Here is a 12,787-nt window from a genome sequence, read left to right on the forward strand (position 1 = left end):
GGAGATGCCCGGCGGGGCAGAGGGGGGGTGCCACATCCTCCCGACGATGATCTAACGACGCCGAACGATGTGAACCGAGACGTGAGAATGCCATGCCCGACACCGCACCCATCGACCTTTCCGGCATCTGGTCGCTTTCCGCGGAAGGCCAGCGTCCGGACCTGACGATCGCACTGCCCGGTGACATCTATTCCGCCCTGCAGGCCGAAGGCGTTATTCCTGACCCGTATTTCGGCAAGAACGAGACCGCGGTGCAATGGGTGGCCGAGCGGCAATGGACGGTCGGGCGCAGTTTCAGCCTTGCCGATTTCGACATCGGCGGCCACTGGTATCTCGACCTCGATTTCGTCGATACCGTCGCGACCGTGCGGATCAATGGCGTGGTCGTGCTCGAGGCGGACAATTGCTTCCGGCGCTATCGGCCGGATGTTTCGGGCACGCTGAAAGCCGGTGAGAACGTCATCGAAGTGACGCTGCACTCGCCGATCTCCGAGGGCAAGAAAGTCTATGACGCACAGCCCTTCGAAGTGCCGTGGATTGCCGCGAACTCACCGATCCCCTATGGCRACATGCTGCGCAAGCCGGCCTGTCATTTCGGCTGGGACTGGAACATCGCGCTGGCGCCCTCGGGCCTCTATGGCACGATCGCGCTCCGCAAGCTCGATCCGGCCCGGATCGAGCATGTCACCACAAGGCAAATTCATCAGCCAAACGGCTCTGTCGATCTCGAAGTCGCCGTCACGCTGTTTGCCGTCGAGCCGGAGATCGTGCCGCTGGAACTCGACTTCGGCGGCGAGAAGGCCAGCCTGAATGCCCATATCGGCATCGGCGAGACGATCGTCCGCCATAGCTTCTCCGTCTCCAAGCCGAAACTCTGGTGGCCGGCGGGCAGTGGCGAGCAGCATCTCTACGCGCTGGTGGTGGGCATCCCGGGGGACACGGTGACCCGACAGATCGGTCTCCGCAAGATCGAGCATCTGACGGACAAGGACGAGGCAGGCAACCGTTTCGCTTTCCGCATCAATGGCCGCGAAGTGTTCTGTAAGGGTGCCAATTGGATTCCGGCCGATGCGCTCTTCTCCCGCACCAGCCCGGAAAAGACCGAGGCGCTGCTGCAATCCGCTGTCGATGCCAACATGAACATCATCCGCATCTGGGGCGGCGGTTTCTACGAGCACGACTGGTTCTACGATATCTGCGACCGGCTCGGCTTGCTGATCTGGCAGGACTTCATGTTCGCCTGCAATCTCTATCCCTCGACGCCGGATTTTTTGGCCAATGTCGAAAAGGAGATCGATTATCAGGTCAAACGGCTGCAGCACCATGCCTCGATCGCACTCTGGTGCGGCGACAACGAACTGGTCGGCGCGCTCACCTGGTTCGACGTGTCGAAAAAGGACCGCGATCGCTATCTCGTCTCTTATGACCGACTGAACCGGACGATCGAAGTGGCCATGCGCAAGGCCGATCCGGAAGCGATCTGGTGGCCATCGAGCCCGTCCTGCGGCTATCTGAATTTCGGCGATGCCTGGCACGCCGATGGTGCCGGCGACATGCATTTCTGGTCGGTCTGGCACGAGAATAAATCTTTCGATCACTATCGCACCGTCAAGCCGCGCTTCTGCTCGGAATTCGGCTTCCAGTCCTATACGTCGAACCTGCTGATCTCGAAATTCGCCGACAGGAAGGACGTCAACATTGCCTCTCCCGTGATGGAGGTGCACCAGAAGAATGCCGGCGGCAATGAGCGGATCGCGGGCACGATGTTCCGCTATTTCCGCTTCCCCAAGGATTTCTCCAACTTCGTTTATCTCAGCCAGATCCAGCAGGGCCTGGCGATCAAGACGGCGGTGGAATATTGGCGGTCGCTGAAGCCGCATTGCATGGGCACGATCATCTGGCAGCTCAACGACACCTGGCCGGTGGCCTCCTGGGCAAGCCTCGACTACGGCGGCAACTGGAAGGCCATGCATTACCAGGCGCGACGTTTCTTCGCGCCGGTGGCGCTGTTTGCCATCCCATCACCGAGTGGTGACGTGCTCGATATGGTGATGATTAATGATATTGAAGACAATATCGAGATCGGTGCGGCCTTCTATACGGTCTCGCTCGATGGCAAGGCGTCGCCGCTGCAATCGGCCAAGGCCACCTGCCGTCCCGACAAGGCGATGACGCTGGCCTCGCTTCCGCTGCAGGCCATTCCGGAAAACCACCTGCTGTTCTGGGATGTCCATACCTCGTCGGGCGCCGGGAGCAGGGGTCACCATGTGGTGAACACCTATAAGGCGCTCGACCTGGAGCAGTCCGGGCTCAGCCATACCGTGGTGGCGATTGATGGCCGCTACGAGATCACACTGGCATCGGCTGGCCTGTCCTTGTTCATAATGATCGAGGCCGATTGCGAAGGCCGCTTCTCCGACAATGCCTTCGACATGCTCGCCGGCGAGAGCCGGACAATCATCTTTACGCCGCAGGAAGAAGGCATGACGCCGAACTTTATCGTGCGCGACCTGCAGTCCTGCCAGGCAACGGAATAAACATCAGGGCAATCCCGGCCCGCATCAGAAGGAACGAACCTATGACAGACGTCTCTTTCCAGCTCTATAGCGCCCGCAACTACCCGCCGCTTTCCGACACGCTGGCGCTGCTCGGCTCGCTCGGCTACAAGGAAGTCGAAGGCTTTGGCGGCATTTATGCGTCGCTGGATGCCGATGGTGTCAAGGCGCTGAAGACCGATCTCGATGCCAATGGCCTGACGATGACCACCGGCCATTTCGGCATCGACCAGCTCGAAAGTGAGCCGCAGCGCGTCATTCAACTGGCGAAGACGCTCGGCATGGATTCCATCTATGCGCCCTTCCTGATGCCTGAAGACCGGCCGAAGGATGCGGATGGCTGGAAGGCGTTGGGCGTCCGGCTGCACCAGGCGGGCAAACCGTTCAAGGATGCTGGTTTCGAATTCGGTTGGCACAACCACGATTTCGAATTCGTAGCACTGCCGGACGGCTCCTTGCCGCATGATCGCATGTTTGAATCCGCTCCTGGACTTTCCTGGGAGATCGACGTCGCCTGGGTCATTCGCGGTGGCGCCGATCCGAAGAAATTCCTCAATGACTACAAGGACCGGATCACCTCGATCCATGTCAAGGACATCGCGCCGGCTGGCGAGAATGTCGACGAGGGCGGCTGGGCCGATGTCGGTTATGGTGTCGTCGACTGGAAGGATCTGTGGTCCGCCTGCAAGGCGACCAAGACGCGGCATTTCGTCGTCGAGCATGACAATCCGTCCGACCTGGTGCGCTGCGCCAGCCGCTCGATCGAAACCATCAAGACATTCTGAGGAACATCCCATGACGAAGGAATATGGCGTCGGCATCATCGGCTGCGGCAATATCTCTGCCGCTTATTTCCGGCTGATACCGCTTTACAACAATCTCAAGATCGTCGCCTGCACCGACATCAACATGGCGGCCGCCAAGGCGCGTTCGGAAGAGTTCGGCGTGCCGGCGCAGGAGATTAGTGACCTGCTCGCCAATCCGGATGTCGACGTGGTCGTCAACCTGACGATTCCCGAGGCGCATTATCCGGTCTCCCGGCAGGCGCTCGAAGCCGGCAAGCATGTCTATTCGGAAAAGCCGTTCGTGCTGACGCTGCAGCAGGGCGAGGATCTGCGCAACATTGCCGCCGCCAGGAACCTGCGCGTCGGCTCGGCCCCGGATACCTATCTCGGCGGTTCGCACCAGTTCTGCCGCCACCTGATCGATAGCGGCAGGGTCGGCAAGATCATGTCGGGCACCGCGCATGTGCTCGGACCGGGCATGGAAATGTGGCACCCGAACCCGGACTTCTTCTTTAAGCCCGGCGGTGGTCCGGTCCTAGACATGGGCCCGTATTACGTCAACAACCTGGTGAACCTGATCGGCCCGGTGAAGCGCGTCACGGCCCTTGCCAACAAGGCCAAGCAGGAGCGCACCATCTCCAATGGCCCGCGCAGCGGCGAAAAGGTGCCGGTCATCGTCATGACCAATGTGCATGCGATCCTGGAATTCGTCTCCGGCGCGCAAGTGGCGCTGATGGCGAGCTGGGACGTCTGGGCGCACCGCCACCAGAACATGGAGCTCTACGGCACCGATGGTGCGATCTTCGTCCCCGATCCGAATTTCTTCGGCGGCAAGGTCGAAGTGGCCGGCACGGATCGCGATCCCAAGGAAGTCGAGGTCTGGGACCATCCGTTGACCGCCAAGAACTATCAGTTCGATTGGGGCACGCAGGCCAATTACCGCGGCGTCGGCCTGTCGGACATGATGGCCGGCGTGGAGGATGCCCGCGACTATCGCTGCTCGCTCGACCGGTCGCTGCATACGATCGACGTGCTGACCTCGATCCTGAAATCGGCGGACGAGGGCAGGGCAGTCGACATCGCGACGAGCTGTAGCCAGCCCGCAGCCTTCGGCATAGACGAAGCCAAGGCGCTGCTGCGCTGAGCAGGTGATAATTGTGTGACAACGGCTTTCCCTCTTGTGGGGGAAAGCCCGATGGCGCTAAACAGGCTCATTCCTCATACAATTGGAGAAGACTCATGGCCGCCTGGCAACCCGCCGACACTCGCTACGACAAGATGAAATATAACCGCGTCGGCCGCAGCGGCCTGAAGCTGCCGGCGGTCTCGCTTGGCCTCTGGCACAATTTCGGTGACGACACGCCGCATGAGCGCAAGCTCGACATGTGCCGCACCGCCTTCGATCTCGGCATCACCCATTTCGACCTCGCCAACAATTACGGCCCGCCTGCGGGCACCGCCGAGTCCGCCTTCGGCGAAATTCTGCGCACCGAATTTGCCGGCTTGCGCGACGAGCTGATCATTTCCTCCAAGGCCGGCTACGAGATGTGGGACGGGCCCTATGGCGAATGGGGCAGCCGCAAATATCTCGTCGCCTCCTGCGACCAGAGCTTGGCGCGCATGGGCCTCGACTATGTCGATATCTTCTATTCGCACCGCTTCGACCCGGAGACGCCGCTCGAAGAAACCTGCGGCGCACTCGACTATATCGTCCGCTCCGGCCGGGCGCTCTATGTCGGCATCTCCTCCTACAATTCGCAGCGCACCCGCGAGGCGGCCAAAATCCTCAAGGAGATGGGTACGCCGCTGCTGATCCATCAGCCCAGCTATTCGATGCTCAACCGCTGGGTCGAGGATGACAAGCTACTCGACACGCTCGATGATGTCGGCGCCGGCTCGATCGTGTTCTCGCCTTTGGCGCAGGGCATGCTGACGACCAAATATCTCAGCGGTATTCCGGACGATAGCCGCGCGGCACTGAACCACTTCCTCAAGCGCGAATTCATCCGCCCCGAGATCATCGACAATATCAAGAAGCTCAACGACATTGCCGGCCGGCGTGGCCAGACCTTGGCGCAGATGGCAATCGCCTGGGTGCTGCGCGGCGGCCGCGTCACCTCGGCGCTGATCGGCGCCAGCCGCGCGTCGCAGATCGTCGATTGCGTCGCAGCGCTTGACAATACCGAGTTCACCGCCGGTGAGCTGAAAGAGATCGATGTCTACGCCAAGGAGGCAGATATCAATCTCTGGGCCAAGTCGGCCGAACGCGCATAAATCGCGAATGCCCGGGCGGAAACGTCCGGGCATATTTCGCCAGAATTCTGATGTACGTACCGCATGTTGGAGGAGATGGTAAGATGATCCGCAATCCCATTCTGCCGGGCTTCAATCCCGATCCGTCGATCGTGCGGGTCGGCGAGGATTATTACATCGCCACTTCGACCTTCGAATGGTTTCCCGGCGTGCAGATCCACCATTCGCGCGACCTGGCGAACTGGACGCTTGTCAGCCGGCCGCTGAATCGCAAGGCGCAGCTCGACATGCGCGGCAATCCCGACAGCTGCGGCGTCTGGGCGCCGTGCCTGTCCTATGCCGACGGCCTGTTCTGGCTGGTCTATACCGACGTCAAGCGTTTCGAAGGCTCGTTCAAGGACACGCATAACTATATCGTCACCGCAGCGTCGATCGAGGGGCCGTGGTCCGATCCGGTCTATGTGAACTCCGCCGGTTTCGACCCGTCGCTCTTCCATGACGACGATGGCCGCAAATGGTTCATCCAGATGCAGTGGAACCATCGTAAGAGGGCATTCAATACGCCCGGCTGGCATCCGGCCTTTGACGGTATCCTTTGCCAGGAATGGGATGCGAAGACGAAGCGGCTTGTCGGTCCGGCCCACAACATCTTCGGCGGCACCGATCTTGGGCTTGTCGAGGGCGCGCATCTGTTCAAGAAGAACGGCTGGTACTACATCACCGCCGCCGAGGGTGGCACCGGCTATGAGCATGCCATTGCCATGGGCCGTTCGCGCGACGTCACCGGACCTTATGAAACGCATCCGGAAAAATATCTGCTGACCTCCAAGGATGCGCCGGAGGCGCCGCTGCAACGCGCCGGCCACGGTCAATATGTCGAGACGCCCGACGGTGAGGTCTACGTCACCCATCTCTGTGGCCGGCCGCTGCCGCCGCAGCGGCGCTGCACGCTTGGTCGTGAGACCGCCCTACAGAAATGCGTTTGGGGCGAGGATGGTTGGTTGCGGCTCGCGCATGGCGGGCTGGTGCCCGCGGTCGATGTGCCTGCGCCGGGCAATGCGGAGACCAAGGCAAAGCCCAGGATTGTTGTCAGTGATTTCGATGCGCCGGACCTGCCGGCGGATTTCCAATGGCTGCGGACGCCGGAACCGGAGCGGTTGTTTTCGCTCGGTGAACGCGCGGGGCACCTGCGCCTGCATGGCCGGGAAAGCATCGGCTCCTGGTGCGAATTCGCGGCTGTCGCGCGCCGGCAGGAGGATCATTGCTTCCGTGCCGAAACGGTGGTCGAGTTTGCGCCGGACACCTACCAGCAGGCTGCCGGCCTGACTTATTACTACAATCGTTACAAGTTCCACGCGCTTGCCGTCACCTGGCATGAGGAGCTTGGCCGGTCATTGACGATCCAGTCATGCCCGGGAGACTATCCGGCCGGCAGGCTCACCTTTCCGGTCGAAGATGGGATCGCGCTGCCGGCAGGCCGCATCCATCTCGCAGCAGAAGTGCGAGACAACGACTTGCAATTCTTCTGGCATGCCGACGGCGAGACGGCGTGGCAGTCGCTCGGCCCGGTGCTGGATGGCGGCGTGGTGTCGGACGAAGGCGGCGTTGGCGAGCACGGTTCCTTTACGGGAGCCTTTGTCGGCATGTTCGCCTATGACACCAGCGGCAGGGCGCAATATGCCGATTTCGATCGGTTTTCCTATGAGCGTCTGTGACGACGGACACCGCGCGATTAGACATCGAAATGATCGGGCGGCAAGCCATTTTTTGCGCGTTCGGCCATCTGTGCGTAGGCGCTTTCCAATGCCGTGGTGAAAGCCTGCGGATCGAAGAGCGGCGCCGTCGGCCGAGCCGCGACAAGACGCCGCCGCAAGCTGCCGAGATGCTGGCGGCCCGTCGCCAGTTCGACGGCGAAATCAGCGAAATGTCTTTCGTCGCGCGCCACCAGTTCCGGCAGGCCGACGGCGTTCAAAAGGCTTTCCGAGACTCGTGAAGCGAAATTCGTGCCGCGCTTGGTCAGCACCGGCAGACCGGCCCATAGCATGTCCGAGGTCGTCGTGTGGCCATTGTATGGCCAGTTGTCGAGGCAGAGATCGGCGGCCTGGGCGCGGGCAATATGCGCTTCATAACCAGTGGCGTCGCAGAAGATGACACGATCGGGCGCGACGCCTTGTTTGGCGAGATAGTCGCGAAAATTCGTGCGGCCGAAATCGTGATAGATCATCGCCCAGAGCACTGAATCCGGTGCCCGACGCAGGATCTCGGCCCAGAGATCGAGATTGCTTCGCGTAATCTTGCGGTTGGAGTTGAAGGTGGCGAAGACAAATTTGTCTTCGGGCAGGCCGAGTTCGGCGCGCGGCGCCGCCGGCGGCAGCGGACGGTGGCCGCGGTCGTTGGGCTGGTAGCTCGCCGGCATGCGGACGAATTTCTCGTGGTAGAACGGCTTTGAACTGTCCGGCAGGAGGACGTGGTCGCCGATGACATAGTCGACATCGACGCCCGTGGTCGAGCCGGGAAAGCCAAGCCAGGCGACCTGGATCGGTGCCGCGCTGTGATTGAGCGCATGGCAGCGGGAATCACCGGTATGTCCCTTGAGGTCGACGAGGATGTCGATGCCGTCGGCGCGAACGCGCTCGGCGATCGCCTCGACGCCGAGCGGCCGGACTGGCACGATCCTGCCCCAATCGGCGCGACCGCCGTCGTCGCGCTCGATCAGACTGTCGGACGTGTAGCAGTAGAGCGTCACGTCGAAACGCTGGCGGTCATGCAGTTCGAGCACGTTGCGCACCAGCCGCATCGTGGCATGCGTCGAACCGAAATCGTTGGACAAATAGCCGATGCGGAGTTTTTCATCCCAGCGATGCGGCATGGTGCGACGGCGGGCCGTGGCCTGGGGTGAGGGGTCACCCTTGATGCAGATATTGTTGCGCGCCAGCCGGTTGAGCCTCTCGTCCTCGCAATGCAGCAAGTTGGCGAATTGCGTCTGGCCTTCGAACACCCATTCGCGGCCGGCTTTGATCTCACGTTCCAGCCAGGCCTCTTCGGCGGCGACTGTATCGTAGTCGCAGAATTCGCGCGCCACCGACATCAGCTTGAAATGGGTGAAATGATCGTCCGGATAGTGGGCGATCAGTTTTTTGAACAGGCCGAGATTGAAGGGATTGCGGGTTTCGGCGCTGATCAGTTCGGCGGCGAGTTTGAGATGTTCCGGATTGTCGCTGGCCGTCAGCCGGTTCTTGAAATGCTCCAGCAGTTCCGCCTCGCCGCGGGCGCGAAAAGCCTTGACGAGGACGAAGATCACGTCCGGATCGTCGGGGATGCGCTTGTTGGCCTGCATGGCATGCAGGAAGGCTTTTTCCTCGTTGCCGGCTCTGTCGGCCGCCTGCATGGCCTGTTTGAAATAGCGGTAACCGGCATCGCTGTCCGTGGTCCGGTCGGCGGCCATTTCATAGGCTTCCGCCGCCTCGGCGGGCATTTCGGATTTCACCAGCGCGTGGCCGAGCAGTTCGAAGATTTCCGGGTGTCGGGTGGCGGGGGACTGCATCGCCTCGTTGATCAGGGCGAAGACGGAGGGGAGGTCGTCGGCCTGGTAGGCATCGAGGGCTTGTCGGTAAAGCTGCATCGGCGGTTCCCGAGAAATATCTGTCRGTGGCCGCGGTTGAATGAACGAATCGCGGCATGGTCCGCTCAATAAAGACGTTCAGCCTTGTGTTGAGGTGACGGGATGTCTCCAGACCGCGGCCTGCGTGGTGAGCCGCGCTTCCCCCTGACGCAACGCGTTCGTCAAATGGCTGGCGAGGAAATCCAGGAGGATGCGCACATGTTGCGCCTTGCGCAGCCGCTGCGGCGCCAGCGCCCAGACTTCCTTGCCGCTGCTCACTGGCAGCGGCATGCAGCGGACGATGTCCGGATCAACTGCGGACAGCATATCGGGGCAGGGCGAGACGCCCAGCCCGGCCCGCATGTTGGAATAGATGGTCATCAGGCTGTTGTGGCGGAAAGCGAACCTTTCCTTTGGCACATGCGATCTGAGCCACTCGCTGACCGGGCCTTCGAAGCGGCCCTCGATCACTGCGATCACCGGATGGTGATGCAGCTCGTCGAGCGTACGCGGAATTCCATTGCGCTCAGCGTAGGCTCTGCTGCAGCAAATACTCCATTCGTCGCCGGCAATCCGGCGGCCGAACAGCGACGGTTCGGTCGGCGGATCGCTGGCGCGGATGGCAATATCCGCCTCGCCGCGCGTCAGGTTGAGAAGGGCGTCGCTGGTGTACAGCTCGACCTCGATCTCCGGATGCTCCTGGGCAAAGGCGACCAGCGCGCTGCCGACGAAATGGGTGATCAGCAATTCGGGTGCCGTCAGCCGCACCTTACCCTTCATACTGCGCCCGGTATGCGCCGCTTCATCTTCGAAGGCGGCATGCGCCGCCTCGATCGCTTCGAGCTGCGGCAGCAGCGCTTTCAACGCATCGGTGGGAACGTAACCCGTGCGTCGCTTCTCGAACAGTTCGTAGCCGAGTACTTTCTCGAGCGCGGCAATGCGGCGCATCACCGTCGTCTGGCTGATTTTCAGCACCTGGGCGGCCGCCAGTGTCGAGCCCTCGCGGACGACATGGGCGCAATATTTGAGATCGTTCCAGTCCATGTCTGTCGTTATGCATTATTGCAGAATGATTTTGCAAATTGAAATTTTGATTTCATCCGTAATGCAAAGCAGGAGAGTGCTCCGAAACAAGTTTTACAAATGAGGCTCACAATGCAGTTGATTTACGATCCCGCGTCGACATCGTCGCGCATCGTCACTTTCTTTCTCCATGACCATGCCATCGAATTCGAGGGGAGGAAGATTTCGCTTGCCAAAGGCGAGCACCATGAAGCCAGCTTCGGCGCCGTCAACCCGAACCGCGAAGTCCCGGTTCTTGTCGAGGACTGCGGCTTCCGGCTCGCCCAGAGCACGGTCATCATCCAGTATCTGGCGCAGCAGCGTGGCCTGGATGTTTACTCGGCTAATCTTCGTGATCGCGCCAAGGTCGATGAGGCGGTCAGCTGGTTCAAGACCAATTTCCATATCTATCACTGCGCGCTGCTCTCCTATACCCACATCCTGCCGGCCTTCCTGTCGATGGATCCAGCCACGCTCGGCACGGTGCGGGCGATCGGCAAGAGCGGCAGCGACAAATATCTGAAAGTGCTCAACGATCACATGATCGGTCCCAATGCCTATGTCTGTGGCGATCGGATCACGTTGGCGGACTATGTGGGTGCTGCAAACGTGACGCTCGGCTATGCCGCCGGCATGAACTTCGCCGACTATCCGAACATTCGTCGCTGGTTGAGGACACTCCGCCACCACAAGGGCTGGGCGCCGGCCTATGCGACCTTCGAATCCATGCTGGCGCAGGCGTCGGCCCAGAAAGTCGCTTGAGGGGGAATCGATGAGAAAATGGCTATTGCGAATTGCCACGGCTCTCGCGGCGATCGTGCTTCTTGCCGTCTCCGGCGTCTATGTGATGTCGGAGCTCAGGCGCACCCGAACCTATGACGCGCCGCTCGTCGCCTTCGATGCGACGAAATTCAGCTTTGCGCCCGGCGAGGCAGAGCGTCGGGCCCGCAGCATGATGTGCCTTGGCTGCCACGGCGAGGCGGGCAATGTCATCTTCCAGGCCGACAATGTCGGCCGGCTGGTGGCGCCCAATCTTACGCGGATGATTCCGCAATATACCGACAGCGAATTGGAGCGGCTGATCCGCCGCGGCGTCAAGAAGGACGGCACCGGCGTCATCGCCATGCCGGCCGCCACCTACGCCAATCTCTCCGATGATGATATTGCCGCCATCATCACCTTCATGCGAAGCCGCAAGCTGTTGCCGGATCACCAGCCGAGCGCAAGCGAATGGGGTCCGCTCGGCCGCGTCGCGCTGGCCACCAACCAGATCCCCTATGAGGCCGACCATGTCCGTGTCTTCGAACAGGGCAAGAGCAGACCGGCGGATCTCGGTAAATACCTGGTCAGCGTCACCTGCTCGCATTGCCATAATCTCGACAGCGAACATGACAACGGTTTTGGCATGAAGACGCCGCCGCTCAGGACGATGGTATCGAGCTATACATTCGATGAGTTTTCGACGCTGTTCTCCACAGGCAAAGGTAAGGGCGGCCGCGACCTCGGACTGATGACGGAGACGGCACGCAACGAGTTCTCGCATTTTTCCGAAACGGAGCGGCGGGCACTCTATGACTATCTGAATAAAGAAGAATAGCGCGGAGGCGAGTTAGGCCGTCGCCAAAGCGGGAGAGGCGGGCACGATGGTCTCGCCGATCCCCACCGCCGCGAAAGCACGCGCAATCACCTCCGGTCCCGCGTCTCGGCGTGTGGCGTCGGATGACAGGATCTGGCGGTATTTGCGGGCACCGTCGACACCGCTGAACAGGCCGATCATGTGGCGCGTGACATTGGACAGCCGGCCGTCGGCGGAGATATGGCGGGCGGCGTGCTCCATCATCGCATCGCGAATGAAAAGCCAGTCGATCGCGGCGACCGGCTCGCCGTGGAAGCGGTGATCGACTTCGCCGAGGATCGCCGTGTCGTGATAGGCGGCGCGGCCGAGCATGACGCCGTCGACATGGCCAAGATGCGCTTGCGCCTGGTCGAGGTCGGCAATGCCGCCATTGATACCGATGAAGACATGCGGATATTTTTGTTTCAGGCGATAGACGCGGTCGTAATCGAGCGGAGGGATGTCGCGGTTTTCCTTCGGCGACAGGCCCTGCAGCCAGGCTTTGCGGGCATGCACCCAGAGCGCATCGGCGCCGGCATCGAGGACGCGGGCGGCGAGGTCGTCGAGAGCGATTTCCGGATCCTGCTCGTCGACGCCGATCCGGCACTTGACGGTGACGGGAATGGAGACGGCTGCCTTCATCGCCGCGACGCCGCGCGCCACAAGATCGGGATCGCGCATCAGGCAGGCGCCGAACGTGCCGGACTGGACGCGGTCTGAGGGGCAACCGACATTGAGATTGATCTCGTCATAGCCGAAATCGGCGCCGATGCGTGCGGCTTGGGCGAGTTTCGCCGGATCCGAGCCGCCGAGCTGCAACGCCACCGGATGTTCTGCTGCATCGAAGCCGAGCAGTCGGTCGCGCTTGCCGTGGATGGCTGCGTCAGCGACGATCATCTCGGTGTAAAGCAGAGAC

Annotated in this window: 10 protein-coding genes; 7 read left to right on the forward strand and 3 right to left on the reverse strand. The window is 61.2% G+C overall.

The window, feature by feature from the left end; genetic code table 11:
• The first annotated feature begins 92 nt into the window (after positions 1 to 92).
• The 5 genes from AC1D06_RS30165 (at position 93) to AC1D06_RS30185 (ending at position 7,308) form a co-directional block, all read left to right on the forward strand.
• Positions 93 to 2,537, forward strand: coding sequence for a beta-mannosidase (locus AC1D06_RS30165; protein ID WP_477989629.1), 2,445 nt, complete (start codon positions 93 to 95; stop codon positions 2,535 to 2,537).
• Positions 2,538 to 2,578: 41 nt separating this feature from the next.
• Positions 2,579 to 3,340, forward strand: a complete 762-nt coding sequence (locus AC1D06_RS30170) for a sugar phosphate isomerase/epimerase family protein (RefSeq protein ID WP_477878583.1) — start codon at positions 2,579 to 2,581, stop codon at positions 3,338 to 3,340.
• A 10-nt stretch (positions 3,341 to 3,350) separates the two neighbouring features.
• Entirely contained in the window at positions 3,351 to 4,484 is a 1,134-nt protein-coding gene (locus tag AC1D06_RS30175; RefSeq protein WP_477989631.1) for a Gfo/Idh/MocA family protein, read from the forward strand.
• 95 nt (positions 4,485 to 4,579) lie between these two features.
• The gene (gene mgrA, locus AC1D06_RS30180; protein ID WP_477878585.1) at positions 4,580 to 5,614 is read left to right on the forward strand and encodes an L-glyceraldehyde 3-phosphate reductase; all 1,035 of its coding nucleotides are present in this window, start codon (positions 4,580 to 4,582) and stop codon (positions 5,612 to 5,614) included.
• Positions 5,615 to 5,697: 83 nt separating this feature from the next.
• Complete coding sequence (locus AC1D06_RS30185) at positions 5,698 to 7,308, forward strand: glycoside hydrolase family 43 protein (RefSeq protein WP_477989633.1); 1,611 nt, start codon at positions 5,698 to 5,700, stop codon at positions 7,306 to 7,308.
• 17 nt (positions 7,309 to 7,325) lie between these two features.
• On the opposite strand, the gene AC1D06_RS30190 is transcribed toward AC1D06_RS30185, so the two are convergent.
• The gene (locus AC1D06_RS30190; RefSeq protein WP_477878587.1) at positions 7,326 to 9,215 is read right to left on the reverse strand and encodes an O-linked N-acetylglucosamine transferase, SPINDLY family protein; all 1,890 of its coding nucleotides are present in this window, start codon (positions 9,213 to 9,215) and stop codon (positions 7,326 to 7,328) included.
• Between the two features lie 78 nt (positions 9,216 to 9,293).
• On the reverse strand, positions 9,294 to 10,238 hold the full coding sequence (locus AC1D06_RS30195) for a LysR family transcriptional regulator (protein WP_477989635.1): 945 nt from the start codon (positions 10,236 to 10,238) through the stop codon (positions 9,294 to 9,296).
• A 111-nt stretch (positions 10,239 to 10,349) separates the two neighbouring features.
• Here AC1D06_RS30195 and AC1D06_RS30200 point away from each other — a divergent pair, with 111 nt between their 5' ends.
• A complete protein-coding gene (locus AC1D06_RS30200; RefSeq protein WP_477878589.1) occupies positions 10,350 to 11,018 on the forward strand; it encodes a glutathione S-transferase family protein in 669 nt (222 codons plus the stop codon).
• Between the two features lie 10 nt (positions 11,019 to 11,028).
• The gene (locus tag AC1D06_RS30205) at positions 11,029 to 11,853 is read left to right on the forward strand and encodes a c-type cytochrome (protein WP_477989637.1); all 825 of its coding nucleotides are present in this window, start codon (positions 11,029 to 11,031) and stop codon (positions 11,851 to 11,853) included.
• A 12-nt stretch (positions 11,854 to 11,865) separates the two neighbouring features.
• Here AC1D06_RS30205 and dusA read toward each other — a convergent pair.
• Positions 11,866 to 12,787: tRNA dihydrouridine(20/20a) synthase DusA (gene dusA / locus AC1D06_RS30210; RefSeq protein ID WP_477989639.1), on the reverse strand; the 922-nt coding region annotated here is incomplete at its 5' end.

It is taken from the genome of Rhizobium sp. P2_G2, assembly GCF_056403555.1.

Coding starts and splice junctions, on each gene's coding strand:
- AC1D06_RS30170 (WP_477878583.1), top strand. CDS start 2,579: ATGACAGACGTCTCTTTCCAGCTCTATAGCGCCCGCAACTACCCGCCG.
- AC1D06_RS30175 (WP_477989631.1), top strand. CDS start 3,351: ATGACGAAGGAATATGGCGTCGGCATCATCGGCTGCGGCAATATCTCT.
- mgrA (WP_477878585.1), top strand. CDS start 4,580: ATGGCCGCCTGGCAACCCGCCGACACTCGCTACGACAAGATGAAATAT.
- AC1D06_RS30185 (WP_477989633.1), top strand. CDS start 5,698: ATGATCCGCAATCCCATTCTGCCGGGCTTCAATCCCGATCCGTCGATC.
- AC1D06_RS30190 (WP_477878587.1), bottom strand. CDS start 9,215: ATGCAGCTTTACCGACAAGCCCTCGATGCCTACCAGGCCGACGACCTC.
- AC1D06_RS30195 (WP_477989635.1), bottom strand. CDS start 10,238: ATGGACTGGAACGATCTCAAATATTGCGCCCATGTCGTCCGCGAGGGC.
- AC1D06_RS30200 (WP_477878589.1), top strand. CDS start 10,350: ATGCAGTTGATTTACGATCCCGCGTCGACATCGTCGCGCATCGTCACT.
- AC1D06_RS30205 (WP_477989637.1), top strand. CDS start 11,029: ATGAGAAAATGGCTATTGCGAATTGCCACGGCTCTCGCGGCGATCGTG.